The organism is Muricomes intestini (assembly GCF_004346165.1).
GTDB classification, from domain to species: Bacteria; Bacillota; Clostridia; order Lachnospirales; family Lachnospiraceae; genus Muricomes; species Muricomes intestini.
This window is the reverse complement of sequence record NZ_SLZZ01000014.1, coordinates 54,456-73,921: the sequence shown is the minus strand read 5'-3', so window position 1 is coordinate 73,921 and position 19,466 is coordinate 54,456. Positions and strand designations below refer to the sequence as shown.

The 19,466-nt window shown below is 43.9% G+C and carries 21 protein-coding genes; 5 read left to right on the top strand and 16 right to left on the bottom strand.

All coding sequences use genetic code 11. From position 1 onward, the window contains the following. Positions 1 to 77: 77 nt before the first annotated feature. From EDD59_RS10985 to EDD59_RS10965, 5 genes are all read right to left on the bottom strand, one after another. Complete coding sequence (locus EDD59_RS10985; RefSeq protein WP_132381788.1) at positions 78 to 518, bottom strand: hypothetical protein; 441 nt, start codon at positions 516 to 518, stop codon at positions 78 to 80. A 392-nt stretch (positions 519 to 910) separates the two neighbouring features. Beyond that, a complete protein-coding gene (locus EDD59_RS10980; protein ID WP_132381786.1) occupies positions 911 to 1,696 on the bottom strand; it encodes a DUF6034 family protein in 786 nt (261 codons plus the stop codon). Then, entirely contained in the window at positions 1,687 to 1,998 is a 312-nt protein-coding gene (locus EDD59_RS10975; protein WP_132381784.1) for a hypothetical protein, read from the bottom strand. Before EDD59_RS10975 ends, EDD59_RS10980 begins: the two co-directional genes overlap by 10 nt. Before the next feature lie 124 nt (positions 1,999 to 2,122). Continuing rightward, on the bottom strand, positions 2,123 to 3,307 hold the full coding sequence (locus tag EDD59_RS10970; protein ID WP_132381782.1) for an MFS transporter: 1,185 nt from the start codon (positions 3,305 to 3,307) through the stop codon (positions 2,123 to 2,125). Positions 3,308 to 3,347: 40 nt separating this feature from the next. Then, complete coding sequence (locus EDD59_RS10965; RefSeq protein ID WP_132381780.1) at positions 3,348 to 4,580, bottom strand: transglutaminase domain-containing protein; 1,233 nt, start codon at positions 4,578 to 4,580, stop codon at positions 3,348 to 3,350. Between the two features lie 58 nt (positions 4,581 to 4,638). Between EDD59_RS10965 and EDD59_RS17800 the strand changes: the two genes are divergently transcribed. Next, entirely contained in the window at positions 4,639 to 4,815 is a 177-nt protein-coding gene (locus EDD59_RS17800; RefSeq protein WP_165920912.1) for a hypothetical protein, read from the top strand. Positions 4,816 to 4,901: 86 nt separating this feature from the next. Here EDD59_RS17800 and EDD59_RS10960 read toward each other — a convergent pair whose 3' ends face one another. The 9 genes from EDD59_RS10960 to EDD59_RS18300 form a co-directional block, all read right to left on the bottom strand. Then, complete coding sequence (locus EDD59_RS10960; RefSeq protein WP_132381778.1) at positions 4,902 to 6,158, bottom strand: peptidoglycan-binding protein; 1,257 nt, start codon at positions 6,156 to 6,158, stop codon at positions 4,902 to 4,904. A gap of 89 nt (positions 6,159 to 6,247) precedes the next feature. After that, on the bottom strand, positions 6,248 to 7,282 hold the full coding sequence (rseP, locus tag EDD59_RS10955) for an RIP metalloprotease RseP (protein WP_132381776.1): 1,035 nt from the start codon (positions 7,280 to 7,282) through the stop codon (positions 6,248 to 6,250). Positions 7,283 to 7,285: 3 nt separating this feature from the next. Continuing rightward, positions 7,286 to 8,428: a 1-deoxy-D-xylulose-5-phosphate reductoisomerase gene (locus EDD59_RS10950; RefSeq protein WP_132381774.1), complete on the bottom strand. Its 1,143-nt coding sequence runs from the start codon at positions 8,426 to 8,428 to the stop codon at positions 7,286 to 7,288. Between the two features lie 23 nt (positions 8,429 to 8,451). After that, positions 8,452 to 9,261: a phosphatidate cytidylyltransferase gene (locus tag EDD59_RS10945; RefSeq protein WP_132381772.1), complete on the bottom strand. Its 810-nt coding sequence runs from the start codon at positions 9,259 to 9,261 to the stop codon at positions 8,452 to 8,454. Beyond that, positions 9,254 to 9,970: an undecaprenyl pyrophosphate synthase gene (locus EDD59_RS10940; protein WP_132381770.1), complete on the bottom strand. Its 717-nt coding sequence runs from the start codon at positions 9,968 to 9,970 to the stop codon at positions 9,254 to 9,256. Before EDD59_RS10940 ends, EDD59_RS10945 begins: the two co-directional genes overlap by 8 nt. A 70-nt stretch (positions 9,971 to 10,040) precedes the next feature. Then, positions 10,041 to 10,592, bottom strand: a complete 552-nt coding sequence (gene frr / locus EDD59_RS10935; protein WP_132381768.1) for a ribosome recycling factor — start codon at positions 10,590 to 10,592, stop codon at positions 10,041 to 10,043. A 13-nt stretch (positions 10,593 to 10,605) separates the two neighbouring features. Further along, positions 10,606 to 11,301 carry a UMP kinase gene (gene pyrH / locus EDD59_RS10930; RefSeq protein WP_132381766.1) on the bottom strand — a complete coding sequence of 232 codons (696 nt, stop codon included), beginning with the start codon at positions 11,299 to 11,301 and terminating at the stop codon, positions 10,606 to 10,608. A gap of 223 nt (positions 11,302 to 11,524) precedes the next feature. Next, a complete protein-coding gene (locus tag EDD59_RS10925) occupies positions 11,525 to 13,096 on the bottom strand; it encodes a ClC family H(+)/Cl(-) exchange transporter (RefSeq protein ID WP_132381764.1) in 1,572 nt (523 codons plus the stop codon). A 48-nt stretch (positions 13,097 to 13,144) separates the two neighbouring features. Continuing rightward, complete coding sequence (locus tag EDD59_RS18300; protein WP_279233355.1) at positions 13,145 to 13,267, bottom strand: hypothetical protein; 123 nt, start codon at positions 13,265 to 13,267, stop codon at positions 13,145 to 13,147. 221 nt (positions 13,268 to 13,488) lie between these two features. Between EDD59_RS18300 and aroF the strand changes: the two genes are divergently transcribed. The 4 genes from aroF (at position 13,489) to pdaA (ending at position 17,424) form a co-directional block, all read left to right on the top strand. Beyond that, positions 13,489 to 14,502 carry a 3-deoxy-7-phosphoheptulonate synthase gene (aroF, locus tag EDD59_RS10915; protein WP_132381762.1) on the top strand — a complete coding sequence of 338 codons (1,014 nt, stop codon included), beginning with the start codon at positions 13,489 to 13,491 and terminating at the stop codon, positions 14,500 to 14,502. Between the two features lie 80 nt (positions 14,503 to 14,582). After that, complete coding sequence (gene aroB, locus EDD59_RS10910; protein WP_132381760.1) at positions 14,583 to 15,638, top strand: 3-dehydroquinate synthase; 1,056 nt, start codon at positions 14,583 to 14,585, stop codon at positions 15,636 to 15,638. A 31-nt stretch (positions 15,639 to 15,669) separates the two neighbouring features. Further along, entirely contained in the window at positions 15,670 to 16,494 is an 825-nt protein-coding gene (locus tag EDD59_RS10905; RefSeq protein ID WP_165920911.1) for a shikimate dehydrogenase family protein, read from the top strand. Positions 16,495 to 16,596: 102 nt separating this feature from the next. Further along, positions 16,597 to 17,424 (top strand): delta-lactam-biosynthetic de-N-acetylase, encoded by an 828-nt coding sequence (gene pdaA / locus EDD59_RS10900; protein WP_132381756.1) that lies wholly within the window; start codon positions 16,597 to 16,599, stop codon positions 17,422 to 17,424. An 84-nt stretch (positions 17,425 to 17,508) separates the two neighbouring features. On the opposite strand, the gene EDD59_RS10895 is transcribed toward pdaA, so the two are convergent. Beyond that, entirely contained in the window at positions 17,509 to 18,495 is a 987-nt protein-coding gene (locus EDD59_RS10895) for a diaminopimelate dehydrogenase (RefSeq protein ID WP_132381754.1), read from the bottom strand. Between the two features lie 26 nt (positions 18,496 to 18,521). Continuing rightward, the gene (locus tag EDD59_RS10890; RefSeq protein ID WP_132381752.1) at positions 18,522 to 19,439 is read right to left on the bottom strand and encodes a ketopantoate reductase family protein; all 918 of its coding nucleotides are present in this window, start codon (positions 19,437 to 19,439) and stop codon (positions 18,522 to 18,524) included. Between the last annotated feature and the right edge of the window lie 27 nt (positions 19,440 to 19,466).

Sequence of the window (19,466 nt, the reverse complement as noted above, 5' to 3'; positions counted from 1 at the left end):
TAAAAGTTATAACAATACGCGGACTTCTTTCCCAATTTTTAAAATCAATACGTGTATATTTCCAAATTCTCCTTAAGCTAAACATCTCTAATTTTCTTCCTCATCATCCATTCAAGAATCCCTGCCAAAACAACACAGAATACAATCAAAAAAATCATACATATCCCCAGATTCATATGGTTCGAACTCATCCATTCTGCAGGATTGAAATAGTAATATGCGATATAATATCTTTTTTGAAAAGTGTCAAGTATATAATATAATAAAAAGGGTGTTATATAAGCCATATACTTGCTGTTCATAACAATGGACGCAACTGCACTGGTCAAAGCCCATAATACCCCTCCAAGACAGTCTTGTACTATCCAGCTGAAAATTTGAATTCCGCTCTCCATACCATTGCCGTCTCCAAAATAAACCGGCATATTTTTATTAAAACAGATTACCAGACCACAACCAATCATTAGCAGCCATGTGAGCAATACCGCTGAGAAAGAAGAGACAATTAATGCCGACATTTTTGCTTGTATATATTTGCTTCTGGAACTTCTCGGTAAGCTGAAAATAATAAATCGATAATTCAACTCATCATAAGAGGCCGTCCCATAAATAAGAGCACAGGCTATGGGGATTGACATTAAAAACATCTCATTGCTTTTGAAAACCGAATATAGTGTAAGCATTGATATATCCTGACCCCGAATTGAGTGTGCTTCGAGAAAAGCTAATGACTCGGTCAACGCAATATACCCAACTATCGTCATAATTAACACAGCTAAAATGAATTCCTTAGATTGAATTGATCTGCGCAGGTCACATTTTATAACATTCATCGCCGTCTCCTGTACATATCTTATGATTGCTCAATCACCTTTTAAGTACTCTATCAATTATTACAACTTTCATCATTCTATTGAGGTGCTATATATCCTCCATCATATGCATTTAATACCACATATTCTGTTCCCAGATTAACATTTGTATTATATATGATACTATAACTGTTTGTTTCCACCTTAAATACCCAGACCGGAACGAGCCATGCTGCCTTTGGATTCTTATATGCACTCATGTGTGAAACACAGAAATTTACCTCTTTAACCTCAATAGAATCTTGATGGTCCTCCGGATTAAAACTATTGACATCATCTACGGACACCTTCACCGCCATAAGGTGTTCTTTAAGAGCTTCCTGAATCTGGTCGAAAGGGAGGAGTTTTGAATTTTCTGTAATGACTGCAGTTTTTTCTGTCATGTTACTCCATGTAAACATTCGAATGCCCTCGTCTGTAACAGTAATCTTCAATATTTCTGATTCAAAAGAGGGAGCGTATACCAGTTCTCCCAAATCCTTATATTTATTTACATTTTCCGGATATGTAAACACAGATACTCCCTCATATGGATATGCATATGTCAATGTATATCCAACCCCCTCTGGCTTTTGTCCGGAATCATAGGGATCCCATTCGCGATCCTTATCATAGTAGATTGCCTTTTCAATTTTTTTCAACTCAAAGTTGTCATTAATATTCAAATCCTGAAGCAATTTACTGCCAAGTTCTTTTGCTTTTTCTTCACTTATGCCGGGTGATTCTCCAAATAGTAACGCAGCATTCTCGAGATATACTCCATATTCTTCCATAAAAGAATCTTTGGAATCCCTTCTAAAAGACTCTTGCTGATCTATGTCCATTTCCAGATCTGATTGACTGTATATGGTTCCGACAACATAGCTAAATTGACCGCTTTTATCACTCTTTCTGTCTCAAAGTGCTCGTGCCATAAGTCAGGTGTATCAAAGTCTTTGTTCTCATTACTTTCTTTTAACATTTTTTCTTTCGGAAAACCCTCGGAACGATCTACAACGTTATCATTTTGGGGTGTTTCTACACATCCGGCCAACAGCACTCCACATAACACAACCGGCAAGAAGCTTTTAAGACCCCCTCCGAGTTTCATAATATTTACCTCACCTTTCTCTTCATTTAAATACATCTGACAGGACCACACAGCCAGAGTTCATCTTCAACTATGTTCATTATATAAGTCAATTAGCACCTTTACAATATAAGCTTTCTTAAGCTTCCTTAAAATTTCTTTAGATTTCTTTAGAATTTCTTCAGGTCAGCCTTGTGTCTCTCGATTTCACCTTACTGCTCATACGAATAATCAAAGCCGTCATAACAATTATGCAAAATACAATATTTACTGCCATACCTGATTTCAATCCAAACACATCATTCATGACTCCGATAAGCCACGGTCCGGCCATTCCCCCTAAACCTCCAAATGCAAAGAATATGCCAAGCATTGTTCCCGAATTTTTTGTGGGGATTTCTGAAACCACTGCTGTGGATGTCGGGAAAATAATTGAAAAACAAAAGCCTGTGAATGCCAGTACAATTGCTATAGATGAAGGTCCGAACACTCCCAGGGTAATACAGAAAATTGACATAACAGAAAAGATCAGCAGGCTTTTCAGATGACCCACTTTATCCACAAAAAGGCTGCCCAGAAGCCGTCCTATCATCATGCCTGCAAAATGTATGGAAAGATACATGGCGCCTGCTGCTGAAGATACACCCTTTGCTTTCTGCACAAACTCTACCATCCACGTGGCTATCCCAATTTCCGCAGCTACATATGCAAAGATCACTACATACATCAGCAGTACTTCTTTTCTTGTAATAATCTGAATAATCTCTTTAAAATTAGTTTTCTCCGATTGCTCCTTTACAATATCCGCTTTCGGATACCTCATGGCCAGAAAATAAATCGTGATTGGCACTATAACAAACAGGCTGTACCTATAGACCGCCCGACATGAAACCCCTGAATTCAAAAGGTATCCGGTTACAATAGGGGTAATAATAGAACCGACACCATAAAAGGCATTTAGAAGATTCAGATAGCGCCCCTTGTTATGAGAGTGAACCTCCGATATTACATTGCTCCCGCTTAATTCCAGCGAACCCAGTCCCAGTCCGATGAAAAAGATAAATACAATGAATACAATCAAATTCGAAGATGAGGCATAACCTATTGCACCGAAAATAAGACATATCCCTGACATAATCAGCGTAAACTTTTTCCCGAATAAATCTGCCAACAGCCCGGCAACGAAGGTGGCAATGAAAAATCCGGTATATTCACTGAATATAATGCTGCCGCCTTCCGAATAACTATACCCTGTGTCCTGCAATATGAAGGGAATTGTCGTCCCTTTCATATTATCAATAAATCCAAATAAAAAATAACTCAGAAATCCACCAATAGTAATAACCCATACTTGACGCTTACTCATGTCTGTTGTTTTCCTCCCTTCGGTACTCTTTTCCGCTCTTCTACTGATAATTCCAGAAAATAATAATTTTATCCATCACGTCATCCTCCACATATGTATACTGCACTGTTTCCAGTCCATAATGCTCCAGCAGATTCTGGGCAGCATTCTGGACCAGACCGTTAAGGATACCATCATGAGACTGCTGATACAGTGTGTCGCTGGCAAATTTGCACGTGAAAGAGCTCTCCTTATTATAAATAGTCTGGTTCATATCCTCAAGAAGCTGTTCCGGTTGGAATTCTTCATAGTACATACCGTTTAATTTATAATAGTTTAGATCCATAGAACTGCAGAGCGGGTAACTAACATCTGTATCCATGGTGTGATTTTTCAAAATCTCTGCATCGCTGCAGCAGAGGTAATCGTAATTCGTGCTTTTGTCAGGTATGTTTTCTCCACTCTCCGCCTCAAGGAACACAGGATCTCCAAAGGTAACATCCATCTGATAGTACTGTCCGCCGCATTTCACGATATTCCACGCATGTGCCCCCTGCTCCGGAATGGTTCCGGTTACGTAGATGCATTCTATCCCCAACTGCTGCAGAAGGTACTGGGCCGCACGGGAATAGCCGGCACACACAGAAGATTTTCCCACAAGGGCACTGTAAATATTCTGGTTATCCGGGGCCTCCAGATTGTAGTCTACCGTATTCACAAGATACTCGAAAATGTATTTTATCTTATCATATTCCGTCATATCGCCTGTAATCCCGGACAGACACTCACTGACTGCCGTATCTATCCGCGATTGTCTCTGCTCCTTTTCCTCCCCCGTATACAGATATACCGGCTGGATCTCCGAATAGTCTGCATAGCTTGTCATCTGCATTTCACCTCCGCACCAGAATAGTTCCGGTCTGTCGCAGAAAATAAAGCTGCTGACCTTTTTGAGTGCCTCCACATTGGAGGAATGTACATAGATGGAATCAGAAGATTCCAGTATTCCCTGATAAATCTCTGTATAAAGCTTCTGCTCCTCTTCTCCCAGCTGCTGATAATAATACCCGCCTGCCATGTCCACCTCGGGCACTTTGATTTTCTCAAAAGGTACACTTTCTTCATGCCCCGCCTGCAGCTTCACAGTCTGGGCAGCCTCTTTCGCGGACGTAAAAATCTGGGGAAACTGTTTTAATACCACTGTTCCCATACCTGACAAAATGCAGACCGCAAGAAAAAAACCAAGGAAAGCCGGCCATTGTTTTCTTTTTCGTCTTTTTCTTCTATTTCTCATATTTCATCCTTTTCTTTCCTGCTATGTGTTATGATAGTATATAGGGAGGGTGATGCAAATGATGCATGTATTTTATTGTATAAAATGTAAAAGGTATCATTTTACCAATAACCAGTCACACGCATTTTGCTGTGGACAGCCAATGTACCTTGTAAATGTCGAATTTACAGAGTTTATTCGGATGAATAAAGAGGAGCGGGAAGATTTCCTGAAAATTTATTCTCTGTCTGAGTAATTATAAATAAAGAATCTCATTTCCTGCTACGCAAAAGAGGCTGCCACATCAGTTTTTCATGTGGCAGCCTCCCTCTGATGTCAGTTTTAAGCCAACTCTGCTATTCTGGATACAGCGACATATATCTCGGATATTTTGTACCATGTCCTGTAGTCTACGGTTCCAGACTGGGGCAGTCCGAAAACAGACTGGAATATCCTGACGGCATCTGCCGTTGATGGCCCGTACACTCCGTCGGCACTTATTCTGGGAATTGCAGGATATGCCCCGGCTATGGTGTTAAGCTGTTCCTGTATCTGCCTTACTTTATCTCCGCTGGAGCCGTTTTCCAGCAAATAGCCCGGCCAGGAGGACGGAACTCCCGATACTTCCGGCGCTATGTTGATATACATATCGTCCCCGTAGTAATAACGCAGGATTTCAATCGATGAATACCCCTCCTCGCCGAGGGCCATGGAACCCCACTGCGTAAGCCAGCCGGGACATGTTACCCGGCGTCCGTCACAGTACTGTGTAAGGATTGGCTGTCTGACATTGGGTCTGGAAAGATAATTTGCAAATACCTCATCCACAATCAGAGAAATTGTATCATAATAATTTCTACCAGACATCCATTTATGGTCGAATGCCGTGGAGGATGTAATGGTAAAATCGTACCCCTTGTTCCTATACCATTCAGTATAAACCCGGTTCAATGTAAAGGACATGATTGCCAGGACATTTGCACGGATAGCGTTTTCCGGCCAGGTGGCATATACTTCGCTGGAGGCCACATTCTTAATATAATCTCTGTATCTCACATAATAATTCTGTGCAGTAGTATCTGCCGGCGAACCATCATGTACAACAACATATTCCGGCACTACCACCCTGCTCAGCACAATTTCACCGGTTTCATTCACAGGCTTTATCTCATCCTCCGGGATTTTGGGTGGATATTCCTCGTACAAGGTATGCCCCGGTATCACAAATACCTCTTCATTTTCATCTGTCGGTCGCATTCTTACGTCCTGGAGTGCCGTCACATTTGCCAGAAGCTGTGCACCTGATATGCTTATGGGTTCAAAACCCGGAGCGTTGATATTCAATGTATATTCTGAATAGGGCTGCTCCTCCACACTGGGGTCAAGGCTGTACTCCACAGGCGGGGTGTTGAGCTCCAGTGTTTCCGTCTGTCCGGAAGAATCTGTGTTCACCTGTTCCAGTGTGCTGTCCGGCTCCCCTGTGTAAGATATGGCTACCGTTGCATCCGAAATGGGAAAAGATGTGCTTTCTGAAGTTACATTCACCTGCAGCCGTCCTTTGTCGACAGCATTTTCCTGCATCGCTTTTAAAGCATTCATTAATTTCCTCACAAATAAAATCATCTCTATTATATATATGCAGGAATTAAAAAATAGTGCAGGAAACTTGATTTCTTCGCTTCCGTCTTTTAAAACAGGCTGCGTATGTCATTAAACATAATCACTGCCATCAATATCAACAGCAGTGCAAAGCCTGCAAAATGCACCATACCTTCCTTTTCCGGCGGCACTCTCTTTCTTCGTATAGCTTCTATAAACAGAAATACCAGCCTGCCTCCGTCCAATGCCGGAAGGGGAAGAAGATTCATTACTCCCAGGTTGGCTGAGAGTAGGATCGCAATATTCATTAGATTCAATACCACAACAGACCAGCCTGCCGGGGCGGACTCTTTATACGTATCATCCACAAAGTTCACAATGCCTACGGGACCTGACATCTGCTTAACTCCCACCTGTCCTGTCACAAGAAGTCTTAATGAGTCAAATGTATAATCCACCCAGTACTTTACTGTATATGCACCATATTGAAGAGATTTTATGACACCCGCCTTTGTATTGGTGCCGCTGCTCCTGATTCCAATTCTTTTAAATGCATCGCCTTCCAGCTGTCTTTGCTCCAGAGTCACTTCATGCTCCTGTCCATCCCTCTCATAAGTGACTTCCACAGAACCGGCATCTGCATGCATCAGGTTATACAGGCTGACTTCCCGCCAGAGATGAATTTTCTTTCCGTTCAGCTCCGTGATCACATCACCCTTTTGCATTCCCTGCTCTGCAGCCGAGTAGCCCTTGTCTACCCCGTCTACCACCGGAGCATCATATCCAATCCACGCAACCATGATTACAGAAAGGACCAATGCCATAATAAAATTAAATATCGGACCTGCAACAATAACGGATATTCTCGCCCAGACAGACTTGGAGTTGAAGCTCCCCTCGGACTTGTCGTCCTGATCATCCTCCCCCATCATGCATGCCCCGCCAAAAGGCAGAAGCTTTAAAGAGAACTTTGTTCCCCCGATTTCTTTTCCTATAAGTGTAGGACCAAGTCCCAGTGAAAATTCATCCACACGGATGCCATTTGCTTTTGCCAGAGTGAAATGTCCCAACTCATGGAATATAATAATCACACTGAACAAGATAATCGCTAAAAATATGCCCATATATTACCACCTGTTTTTAATAAATTCATATGTCGCCTGTTCTGTGTTTAGTATTTCTTCCACAGAAGGGTTCTCAATATTCCTGTGTTCCTCCATACATGCCTGTATGATCTCGGGAATCTGCAGGTAACGGATTTCCCTGTCCAAAAACAGGGCAACCGCCTTTTCATTTGCTGCATTTAAGACTGTGGGAAGAGACCCGCCTCTTCTCCCCGCCTCATAGGCCAGCTTTAGCCCATAAAATGTCTCCATATCCGGTTTTTCAAAAGTAATCTGGGACAATGTCGCAAAATCCAGCCTTTTCCCCGGCAGATAACGCCTTTCAGGGTAATATAGAGCATACTGTATGGGCAGCTTCATATCCGGCGTCCCAAGCTCTGCAATAATTGCCCCGTCCTCGTATTCCACCATGGAGTGAATGATGCTCTGCGGCTGAACGACCACCTCCACCTTATCTACAGTTACATTAAAGAGCCACTTTGCCTCAATCACTTCCAGGCCTTTGTTGACCATTGTGGAAGAATCTATTGTAATTTTACGGCCCATTTCCCAGTTGGGGTGCTTCAGGGCATCCTCCACCTGGATATTTTCCATTTCGGCCTTTGTCTTTCCTCTGAAAGGACCTCCTGAAGCAGTCAGGAGAATCTTGTGAAGGGCTTTTTGCTGTCCGCCCTGAAGGGATTGAAAAATGGCACTGTGTTCACTGTCCACTGGAAGAATCGAACTCCCATACTCCCTGGCAAGTGGCATAATAATATGCCCTGCCGTCACCAATGTCTCCTTATTTGCCAGAGCGATGTCTTTCCTTGCCCTGATAGCCTCAATTGTAGGAAGGATTCCAATCATCCCCACAATCGCCGTCACAAGAATCTCTGATTCCGGCTCAGCTGCCACCTCCAGAAGCCCCTCCATACCCGACACAATCCTGACGTCCACATCTTTTACTTTAGTTCTCAACTCACCGGCTTTTTCTTCGGTCCATACAGCTGCCAGTTTCGGATGAAATTCCCGTATCTGTTTTTCCAAAAGGGCGATATTACTTCCTGCTGCCAGTGCACATACTTTAATATCCCCGTTTTCCCGTACAACTTCCAACGTCTGGGTTCCGATAGAACCGGTGGAGCCCAGTACTGCAATCTTCTTCATATGTGAAAACCTTTCTCCTGCATTTACAGCAGGATTGTCAAATAGTAAATCATCGGTGCAGTAAATATCACACTGTCAAATCTGTCAAGGACCCCGCCGTGGCCCGGTATCAGCTTCCCATAGTCTTTGATATTATGATTTCTTTTAATTGCAGAAGCTGCCAGATCTCCAATCTGTGAAACAACTCCTCCGATTCCGCAGATAATTGCAAATCTCCACACCTGTGCACCCGCACCTGCCCATGTATTAATAACCAGTGCATAGAGTGCGCCAAGCAAAGCTGCTCCTACGATACCTCCGAGGGCCCCTTCGACAGATTTCTTCGGACTTAATTTCGGTGCCATTTTGTGCTTTCCAAGGAGCATTCCCACGCAGTATGCGCAAGTATCACACCCCCAGGAGCATATGAATACAAGCCACACTGTAAATATTCCCCTCGGGAGTATGCGGATCTGATAGATATAAGACAGCATGACCGCCACATAGAACATGCCAAAAAATGCTGCCAGTATCTGTTCTGTCCTGTATTTTGGGAAGGAGAACACAAACACCCCCATCACGCAGATTAAGAATATCATGAACAGAAAAATGAACCAATCCGGATCTCTTGACAGTACGGATTTCAGATAAACCAAAATATAGTAGACCGTGGCCGCCGCATATCCGCAGATTCCGGGGGCTTTTGTCTTGATGTCAAACACCTTGTAGAATTCCGTCAAGCCTATGAGACTGATAATGAACATTGTGGCAAATAAAATATTCCCGCCGGAAATCACTGTGACCAGTGCAATGATTATTAATAGTATTCCACTAAGCAGCCGTGTTTTAAACATGCTGTTCCTCCTTTACTCCTCCGAAACGTCTGTCTCTGCTATTATACTGCTCAATAGCTTTTTCCAATTCCTTTTTTGTGAAATCCGGCCACAAAACATCTGTAAAGTAAAATTCTGTATATGCCAATTGCCAGAGCAGGTAGTTGGAGAGCCTCAACTCCCCGCTTGTGCGGATTAAAAGATCAGGGTCGGGAATTGCATGAGTGTCCAGATATCCTTCATACAGGACTTCATTGATATCTTCCGGAGAAACCTTGCCGTCCACACAGTCCCGTACAAGTTTTTTTATGGCTCTTATCATCTCATCACGGCTGCCATAATTGATTGCGATAGTAAAATTCAGTCCATTGTTATTTTTGCTTGCCTCTTCCAGTTCTGCGATCCTACTCTTAATGTCCTCATCAAGAGCAGCGATATCTCCAATCACACGAACCTTCATATCATTTTTCTCCGCAGTTTTCAGACTCGTCTTCATATAATTGCGGAGCAGTTTCATCAGCGCATCCACCTCATCCTGCGGACGGTTCCAGTTCTCCGTGGAAAATGCATACACAGTCAGATACTTTATCCCCATGCGCCACGCTTCTTCACAGATTTTTTCCACATTTTTACTTCCCTGGGCATGGCCGTAGTTTCTCGGCATCCCTTTGGACCTGGCCCAACGGCCATTTCCGTCCAATATGATCGCCACATGTTGTGGTACTTTCATCTGTATTTCCTCCCCATTAATAAAAGAGAGGCTGTGTAACACGAGCCCCTCTCATTCTCTGACCTACCCGTTAGACAGTAAGTACTTCTTCGGATTTCACTTCCACAGCTTTATCCACTTCAGCAATATATTTATCGGTAATCTTCTGGAGTGCCTCTTCCAGATCTTTGATGCCATCCTCAGATATCTCGCTGCCCTTTAATTTTTTCAGTGCTTCATTTCCGTCCCGGCGGATATTGCGGACTGCTATCTTTGCGGCTTCACCCTTTTTCTTTACATCTTTTACCAATTCTTTTCTTCGTTCCTCTGTCAGTTCCGGAAATATCAGCCTGATCGTACTGCCGTCATTGGTCGGGTTGATTCCGACATCAGACATTAGGATTGCCCTCTCAATCTCCTTGAGGAGGCTCTTCTCCCAGGGCTGTATCTGAATCATGCGGGCTTCGGGTACGGAAACATTGGCAACCTGCTGTAGCGGCGTAGATGCACCGTAATATTCTACAGTCAGCTTATCCAACACATGAGGATTGGCGCGGCCGGCTCTGATTGAAGCCAGTTCACTGTTCAGGTTGCTGATTGTCTTTGTCATCTTCTCATCATATACTTTTAATTTTTCATCCATGTGCATGTCCTCCCTATACAGTTACTTTTGTCCCGGTAAATGTCCCGCTCATAGTCTCAACAATACTGTTTCCTTCGTTCAGGCCAAACACAAGCATCGGCAGCCTATTCTCAAGACAGAGAATTGATGCTGTCAGATCCACCGCTGCTAATTTCTTGTCAATGACCTCCTGAATGGAAATCTCATCATACTTCTTTGCCTCCGGGTTCACCTTCGGGTCGCTATCATAAATCCCATCGATAGCTTTCGCAAGAAGCATGGCATCTGCCTCTATCTCAATTGCGCGCAGCACGGCCCCGGTATCTGTCGAAAAATACGGATGTCCCGTCCCCCCCGCAAAAAAGATCACCTTTCCTTCCTTCAGCGCAGCATTCGCCGCATCCTTAGAGAATAATGTGGTAAATGCACCACATGTAAAGGGTGTAAATATCTCTGTATTCATGCCTACATGACGGAAAATGTCAGATACATAAATGCAGTTCATAACCGTGGCAAGCATTCCGATCTGATCTGCCTTTACCCGGTCTATTGTCTCACTGGTGCGGCCTCTCCAGAAGTTGCCTCCCCCGGTCACCACAGAAACCTGGATTCCCTTATCCACGAGTTGTCTGACCTGCTTGGCCACACCGACACAGGTGGCCTCATCAAAGCCTGTCTTCTTATCCCCTGCAAGTGCCTCTCCACTCAGCTTTAACAATATTCTTTTCATAGATTCTAGCTCCTTCAAATTCTGTTGTATAATCTAATGATACCAGGGTCAAAAGGTCATGCGTTCCATGCTTGCATGAAAAAGCATGACTTTGGGACCCGCAAAACATGAGAAAGTAGCCCGAGCAGGGCGGATTTCGAATGTTTTTAGGATTGCGGGAGCACAAAGTGCGGAGCAATCCGTAGGTATTAGGGGACAAAATACCTTTTGACCCCTACATCATCTAATAGGAAGTATAACATAACTTTTCCATTTTGTCATGCATATATCCGGCATCTCTTTCATCTGTCATAACAGTCAGTACATCTCCGGTCATCAACTGTGTTTTCCCCTTTGGAATCAGCTCTTTTCCATCTCTTTCCAGGGCAACCAGAAGGCAATTGTCCGGCCAGTTAATATCCTGCACCCGTTTCTTGGCCAGCACAGAGCCGTTCATTATTGGGAATGCATCCAGTACCTTCTGCCCGGAACCTTTCACGGTGGATACTGGCTTTTTCCCCTGATTCTGCAAAATCCGGTCCAGAAGGCTTTCGTATATAGGCTCAGATTTCAGCAGAGTTGCCACAATATAGGCCGTGACAGAGACCACAGACAGAGACAAAAGTTGACTCACAGAACCGGACATTTCAAAGAGGAGTATAATACCCGTAATCGGCGCTCTTACAATTGCCGTAAAATATCCCGCCATGGCAAGCAGAATAAAATTGTTTATATAAATCGGATCCAGCCCGAAAAGCCGCACTCCTATCATGGCAAAGCCACCGCCTATCATGGCCCCAAGTATCAGAAGCGGAAAGAAAATGCCGCCTGGTGCACCGGAACCGAAGCTGACTGCCGAAAACAGGAATTTTACAATAAAGGTCAGTATGATTAGACTCAGCACCATTTTCCCTTCTGTGAGCGTGACAATCAATTCGTGCCCACTGCCCAGAACAGACGGCATGATAAGGCCGAGGATTCCCGCAGCCATAAAAGCAAGGATGAGCCGTCCTGTTTCATTCAGGAATTTGGGCTTCTTATATAAATCCTGTATTTTGAGCATAGCCCAATTGTAAAAGACACCCATGGCGCCGCAGATAATGCCAAGTAGCAGAAGCAGCCAATAATAGTTCTGAGGCAGAGCTTCCTTCAGCGTGAACCTGAAAACCGGATCCAGGCCGATTATATGAGAGCATATATAATCAGATGTAACAGATGCTGTCATGACGGATATCATAATGGATACGGAAAAGCCCTTGTGAATTTCCTCCAGGGCAAACATCATACCTGCCAGAGGTGCATGGAATGCTGCTGCAAGTCCGGCACTGGCACCGCAAGTCATCAAAAACCGTTCTTCTGTCTTCTCCCTGCCAAAAAGCCGGGATATTCCCTTTCCCGTCATTGCCCCCAGTTGGATAGAGGGACCTTCCCGTCCCAGAGACAGACCGGCAAACATACAGAGAAAGCCGCCGATAAATTTTGCAGGGAGGACTTTCTCCCATTTTTGAATAAATTTTCCCGTCACTTCGCCCTCCACCTGAGGGATGCCACTTCCAGAAATCATAGGCTCCCATTTCACAAGCCTGCCTACAATACAAGCCATGGCAAGCAATGCCAGAAACCATGCAAAAATCCGAACAGGGTGCCCGCTGATATATTCCAATATGAAGCCCAGCCATCTGCCTCCATAGGTGAGGGCGACGCGGTACAACAGTACAAGCAGACCGCCCGCGGCCCCTGTCAGAAGCCCTTCACCAATCAGAATTACCGGGAAGCGCTGAGCTCTTTTTATCGTATACGAGGTATTGTTTTTCAAAAGATTCACTTCCTTTTAAATTTTACTTAGGCTTGTTATATAAACTCGTCAGATAAACAAAAAAAACATCCCCACGATACTTGCCGGAAAGTCAAACGGAAGCTTGTCCGTAATAACCTCACTGAGCCAGCAAATCGTAAAGATGATGCCGATTTGTTTAATAATTTTCATTTCTTATTCCCCATTCCTCAATTCTCTTGTTTTTCATTTGTAATATTATGTAACAGTTCGAGCTGCTGGCCGAACTGTTACAATTTTACGCCTCTCAGGTTGAATTGTCAACGCTGGAGTATTGACATTCAGCTGTGGATGTTTTATGATACAGGTGTTTTCACGCTTTAAACAATTAAAATCTTACAGTATGAAGCCATTAAAATTGGAGGATATAGATTATGATTATTGTATTAAAACCACATACCCCTGAGGAGAATATCAAGCGTGTTGAGAATCTCATCATTAAAAAGGGCCTGGAAGCCCATATTGTCAGAGGCCAGGAGATGACAATTATCGGCTGTATCGGCGATACAACAGCTATTGATCCAAAGTTATTTGAGGTAGATGAGTGGGTAGATAAAGTAATGCATGTCCAGGAGCCTTATAAGCTGGCAAATCGCGCGTTTCACCCAGAAGATTCCATCATCGATGTCTCCGGCGTAAAGGTCGGAGGGGACAATCTTGCGCTGATTGCCGGCCCCTGCTCTGTAGAGTCTCTTAACCAGGTCATGAAGATTGCAAAAGCGGCAAAAACTTCCGGAGCAAATTTGCTTCGCGGCGGTGCTTTCAAACCCCGCACCAGCCCCTATTCTTTCCAGGGGCTGGGACTGGATGGCCTGGATATTCTTTATGAGGCAAAGCAGGAAACCGGGCTCCCGATTGTTTCAGAATTAATGTCTACGGAATATCTGGATGTTTTCAATGAAAAGGTAGATTTAATTCAGATAGGAGCAAGAAATATGCAGAATTTCGACCTGCTCAGGCAGCTCGGACAGATTGACCGCCCTATTCTCTTAAAACGAGGACTGAACGCTACCTATGAAGAGTGGATTATGTCTGCAGAGTATATCCTGTCTTCCGGCAACAAGAACGTCATCCTCTGTGAGCGCGGAATTCGCACCTTCGAGACCTATACAAGAAATACCCTGGATCTGCAGAGCATACCTGTCCTGAAGAAAAAAACGCATCTCCCGGTCATAGTAGATCCAAGCCATGCCGGCGGAAAATGGTGGCTTGTTGACCCAATGGCAAAAGCTGCAATTGCAGCCGGAGCAGATGGACTGATGATTGAAGTCCACAATGATCCAGAGAACGCACTGTGTGACGGAGTTCAGTCTCTGAAACCCGGAAAATATAATGAATTGCTGCAGCAAATCAAGCAAATTGCCGCAGTTGTTGGAAAAACTGTGTAAATGGTTCGCAAGGGGGTCAGACCCTTTTTAAAAGGGTCTGACCCCCTTGAAAGCCTTTTTGTGTTGAAGGGAGAAAACTTTTGGAATTAACAGTTAATTTAGGGAAAAACAGTTATTCTGTTTATATTGAATCTGGAATTTTAAAAAATGCAGAATTATATATTTCTCAAATTTTTAAGGGAAAGCGTATTATTATTGTTTCTGATGACAATGTTTACCCGCTTTACGGTGAGGCTCTGATAAAGGCTCTTCCTTCCTACGAATGTCACTGCCTTGTCCTGCCCCATGGAGAGCCGACAAAGAGTTTTCAGACGCTCCCACAGATATATGGCGCTATGCTGGAAGAAAAGATTTCTCGCAGTGATCTGGTCATTGCTCTTGGCGGAGGTGTCATCGGGGATTTGGCCGGTTTTGCAGCGGCAAGTTACTTAAGGGGTGTTAAGTTTGTACAGATACCCACTTCACTCCTTGCACAGGTGGACTCTTCTGTGGGTGGGAAAGTTGCTGTAGATCTGCCCCAGGGGAAAAATCTGGTGGGTGCCTTTTACCACCCTCAATTGGTTTTAGTAGATCCGAAAACTCTGGATACACTGCCGAACCGCTATATTACAGATGGTATGGGTGAGGTCATTAAATATGGCTGTATCCGGGACAAAGTCTTATTCGACCTGTTAAATTCTCATACTTCTTTTACCGATTTAAAGAGTCATCTTAACTCTATTATCTATCAATGTATTGATATTAAGCGTGCCATTGTCGAGGCCGACCAGTTTGATACCGGAGAGCGCATGCTTCTGAATTTTGGACATACTCTCGGCCATACAATTGAACAGTACTATCACTATGAAAGAGAAAGTCATGGGGAAGCCGTTGCAATCGGAATGTATCAGATCACAAAAATATCCGAAAAAGCAGGATTGACACCGGCCGGAGAGGCAGAAAAAATTTATCGCACTTTAAAAATCTATGGCCTTCCATATGAATGTGGACTGCCTGTTTCTGCACTTACGGATGCAATCAAGCTTGACAAGAAAAATCTGGATGACTGTTTAAACGTAGTACTTCTTCATAAAATAGGCGATAGCTATGTGTATCCCACCAGTCTTGATTTTTTCGAAGCAGCAGGAGTGGTTTAATGGGGAGTGATTTGGGGCAGGAATGATTAATATGAAAGCTGAAAATGTATTGCATTTCGGATTATTGGGGGAAAAGCTAGGACACAGTCTTTCCCCTGAAATCCATAAGGATTTATTAAGGCAGCAGGGTATTGTGGGAACTTATGAAAAGTATGAAATGAATAATCGAGAAGTTCTCCAGATACTAAAGGTTATGGAAGAAGAAAATATTCTTGGTATGAATGTAACAATTCCATATAAGGAAACGGTCTGCCGGCTGGTGGATGTGCTTGATTCCCATGCGGAAGAAATAGGGGCAGTCAATACGATTCTTCTCAAAGATGGTATCTCCTACGGCTATAATACAGATTACATCGGAATGATGAGCATGTTTTCCAAAGCTGGGATTGTCTTGGAAAATCAGGATATCGTAATTCTTGGCTCCGGAGGGGCGGCAAAAGCTCTGATTTATGGTTTTCACATCGCCGGCGCTGCCCAAGTCACAGTAGCTGCTAGAAATAAAGAAGCAAGGGAGCAGCTGCAAAAACATTTTTCCTATATTCACACCTGCAGTTTAACAGAAATTCCACCCGGCGACATCATAATCAATACCATACCTGTCGGCATGTACCCTAACGTGGGAAAAAGCCCGGCAGATGGCCGTATTATCAGAAAATTTAGAGTTGCCGCAGATATTGTATATAACCCTCTGATAACTGAATTTCTTAAAATTGCCGGGGAAGAAGGACTTCAGACTGTGACCGGGCTGATGATGCTGGTGGATCAGGCCATCGGCTCCGAAGAAATCTGGTTAAATAAAAAACTGGACTATAACATGGGAAACCATATACACGATAAGCTATCCAGAAAATTCTGACAATGGCCTGCAAAGGGGTCAGACCCCTTTGCAGGCCATTGTCAGAATTTTTACATTATTTTTAGCATACACTGTAATAATAGTCAAGATTATGGTGATGCAATGAAAATTAAATTAAAAAACACACACCTTCTGAAACAAGGAGGCAAAGTGGTTCTTCTCTTTGCCGCCGCGTTTCTCGTAGGGCATGGAGTTGGAAAAACACAGGAACACTTTTTCCCGGAAACGGCTGCAACTTCTGCAAGCGGTGAGGGAAACTGGGGCTTAAGTTTTCAGGAGGAGGGGAAAGCGCCTATTGCCAATGCAACTGCAGAAGATTTAAAAAAATTTGATGCATATTATATTGGAGATTCAGACGAGAAGGTTCTCTATCTGACCTTTGATGCAGGCTACGAAAACGGCAACACTGCCCTCATACTGGATGCTTTGAAAAAGCATAATGCCCCCGCAACCTTTTTTGTAGTAGGAAATTTCATCTCCTCTGAACCGGATTTAGTAAAAAGAATGACAGAAGAAGGGCACACCGTAGGCAACCATACATACCACCACCCCGACATGTCCCAGATGGCCTCCAAAGAGGATTTCCAGAAAGAATTGGGAGATGTAGAAACCAAGTATAAAGAAATTACCGGGCAGGAAATGACTAAATATTACCGTCCGCCCCAAGGTAAATACAGCGAAACCAATCTGGAGATGGCAAAAGAATTAGGATATAGAACCTATTTCTGGAGTCTGGCCTATGTGGACTGGTATCAAGATAATCAGCCCACAAAAGAAGAAGCCTTTGAAAAGCTACTGGGCAGAGTCCACCCTGGTGCAATCGTGCTGCTCCACAGCACCTCAAAGACAAATGCAGAAATCCTCGACGAACTTTTGACAAAATGGGAAGAAATGGGATATACCTTTAAAACACTGGCAGAAATTCCTTAAAAGGGGTCTGACCCTTTTGCTTGCCATTTTCGGAGTTGTTTGAAACAATTGCGAAAACGGAGCTCAAAAGGGTCAGACCCCTTTTTACAGCAATTCTGCTCTTAATTGTTCTTGTGTCTTTATAGAGAGCAGGGCTGGTGCGATGTCAAATACGGTTTTTGCCCCGCACTCTCCTTTTTTCGACAGGCGGTATGCCGCTCTTGCGTAGCATACCAGGACACTTGCAGTGAATTCGGGATTTGAGTCCAGTTTTAATGAATATTCTATTACATGCTTACTGCCTTCTCTTCCTGTTTCTCCACTTCTGATAACGAAACCGCCGTGAGGCATCCTGCTGTGATTCTCTTTTAGTTCTTCTTCTGTAATGAAAGTAACTGTCGTATCATAATCCGAAAAATAGTTCGGCATGGTTTTGATTATTTTTTCTATTTTATTCAGATCAGCCCCTTCTTCAGGCACAACATAGCACTCTCTCAAATGCTTTTCTCTTGTTGTAAGCTCCGGTCCACAGCCGCTTCTTACTTTTTCTACAGCTTCCTCAACCGGAACTGTGTACTGAATGCCGTTTTTCACGCCCGGAACCCGACGGATTGCATCGGAATGTCCCTGACTCACACCCTTGCCCCAAAAGGTATAGGTATCCCCCTGTACGAGAATCGACTCTGCATAAATTCTGTTCAGGGAAAACATGCCCGGATCCCAGCCCACGGAAATAATCCCTACATTGCCGCCTTTCTTTGCTGCGGTATCTATATTTGCAAAATATTCCGGAATTTTTGCATGTGTATCAAAGCTATCAACCGTATTGAAGTTCTCTACAATCTCAGGTCCTATTACCGGCAGATCTGTGGCAGAGCCGCCGCAGAGAACTATAACATCTATATCTTTTTTCCAATGCGGCAACTCATCCATATGAACAACCGGAACACCTTCTGTCATAATTTCTACTGTCTCGGGTGCTCGTCTTGTGAAAACTGCCTTTAGTTCCATATCTTCATTGCGCTCCACGGCAAGCTCAACCCCACGCCCTATGTTGCCGTGTCCGGCAATTCCAATTCTGATTTTTTCCATTGTATACCCTTTGTATATCCTTTCTACTACAAATATTTTTCCTCAAGCACCCGGATTCCCTGAAGGAACATCCAGCATACAGGTGTTTCAATTCCCAGTTCCTGTCCCATTCTCACCATGGTCCCGGCAAACATTTCTACTTCTGTTTTTTTCTTTGCCTCTATATCCTGAAGTGTGGATGGCCGGTTCTCATAAGGAATCCGGCAGAGTGACTCATGCTGCTTTTTCATCTGCTCATCTGTGATTGTAATTCCCTTTGCCGCTGCCACCTTCTGTACTTCCTTCATGGCCGCCCAGCGGATTTCATTTGCAGGTCGGCTCTCCCGATAAACTCCAAAAGGGATACCAAACAGAGCACAGGTCATATTCTCGCCCACATTACACATATATTTGAACCAGAGACCCCACATCATATCTTTTTCCACTTTATAGGGGATGTCACACTCCTCCAACACATTCATGACGGCCTTCACACGTTCCGACAGCTTATCATTTCTTTTCTCGCCGAAATAGACTTTTCCCCAATATGGGTCGAAGTCCGCCTTGTTTTCTCTCATAACGATAGACATTCTCATGTAAGAATAAAGAACATGCTCCCAGCCATAAACCGCTGCCACTCTCTCTTCACTCTCCACACCGTTCATAATACATAATATCTGTGTATTCTCTCCTACAAACTCCCGAATATCCTCAATCGCCTGATTAAGCGCCATATCTTTTACCGCCATAATGACCAAATCCGCAGGCGTACCATTTTGGGGTGTGCAGATTGGGAAACGGTAGTTCACTCCATTTACGGTTACCCCTTGAGTTTCAAGCTTCTTTTTCCGTTCGCCCTGTGCGATTACACAAAAATTCCCTTTCCCCAAGTGCTCTCCCATCCTTGGGGCAAAGAAAACCCCCATTGCTCCCAAGCCAATCAACGCTACACTCTTTATCTCCATCTAAACTGCCTCCGTTTCCCGTCTCAC

What these genes read in the sequence shown, in the direction of transcription:
- EDD59_RS10985 (WP_132381788.1), bottom strand. Translation starts at nt 518, where the DNA reads ATGTCGGCATTAATTGTCTCTTCTTTCTCAGCGGTATTGCTCACATGG.
- EDD59_RS10980 (WP_132381786.1), bottom strand. Translation starts at nt 1,696, where the DNA reads ATGGACATAGATCAGCAAGAGTCTTTTAGAAGGGATTCCAAAGATTCT.
- EDD59_RS10975 (WP_132381784.1), bottom strand. Translation starts at nt 1,998, where the DNA reads ATGTATTTAAATGAAGAGAAAGGTGAGGTAAATATTATGAAACTCGGA.
- EDD59_RS10970 (WP_132381782.1), bottom strand. Translation starts at nt 3,307, where the DNA reads ATGAGTAAGCGTCAAGTATGGGTTATTACTATTGGTGGATTTCTGAGT.
- EDD59_RS10965 (WP_132381780.1), bottom strand. Translation starts at nt 4,580, where the DNA reads ATGAGAAATAGAAGAAAAAGACGAAAAAGAAAACAATGGCCGGCTTTC.
- EDD59_RS17800 (WP_165920912.1), top strand. Translation starts at nt 4,639, where the DNA reads ATGATGCATGTATTTTATTGTATAAAATGTAAAAGGTATCATTTTACC.
- EDD59_RS10960 (WP_132381778.1), bottom strand. Translation starts at nt 6,158, where the DNA reads ATGAATGCTTTAAAAGCGATGCAGGAAAATGCTGTCGACAAAGGACGG.
- rseP (WP_132381776.1), bottom strand. Translation starts at nt 7,282, where the DNA reads ATGGGCATATTTTTAGCGATTATCTTGTTCAGTGTGATTATTATATTC.
- EDD59_RS10950 (WP_132381774.1), bottom strand. Translation starts at nt 8,428, where the DNA reads ATGAAGAAGATTGCAGTACTGGGCTCCACCGGTTCTATCGGAACCCAG.
- EDD59_RS10945 (WP_132381772.1), bottom strand. Translation starts at nt 9,261, where the DNA reads ATGTTTAAAACACGGCTGCTTAGTGGAATACTATTAATAATCATTGCA.
- EDD59_RS10940 (WP_132381770.1), bottom strand. Translation starts at nt 9,970, where the DNA reads ATGAAAGTACCACAACATGTGGCGATCATATTGGACGGAAATGGCCGT.
- frr (WP_132381768.1), bottom strand. Translation starts at nt 10,592, where the DNA reads ATGGATGAAAAATTAAAAGTATATGATGAGAAGATGACAAAGACAATC.
- pyrH (WP_132381766.1), bottom strand. Translation starts at nt 11,301, where the DNA reads ATGAAAAGAATATTGTTAAAGCTGAGTGGAGAGGCACTTGCAGGGGAT.
- EDD59_RS18300 (WP_279233355.1), bottom strand. Translation starts at nt 13,267, where the DNA reads ATGAAAATTATTAAACAAATCGGCATCATCTTTACGATTTGCTGGCTC.
- aroF (WP_132381762.1), top strand. Translation starts at nt 13,489, where the DNA reads ATGATTATTGTATTAAAACCACATACCCCTGAGGAGAATATCAAGCGT.
- EDD59_RS10905 (WP_165920911.1), top strand. Translation starts at nt 15,670, where the DNA reads ATGAAAGCTGAAAATGTATTGCATTTCGGATTATTGGGGGAAAAGCTA.
- pdaA (WP_132381756.1), top strand. Translation starts at nt 16,597, where the DNA reads ATGAAAATTAAATTAAAAAACACACACCTTCTGAAACAAGGAGGCAAA.
- EDD59_RS10895 (WP_132381754.1), bottom strand. Translation starts at nt 18,495, where the DNA reads ATGGAAAAAATCAGAATTGGAATTGCCGGACACGGCAACATAGGGCGT.
- EDD59_RS10890 (WP_132381752.1), bottom strand. Translation starts at nt 19,439, where the DNA reads ATGGAGATAAAGAGTGTAGCGTTGATTGGCTTGGGAGCAATGGGGGTT.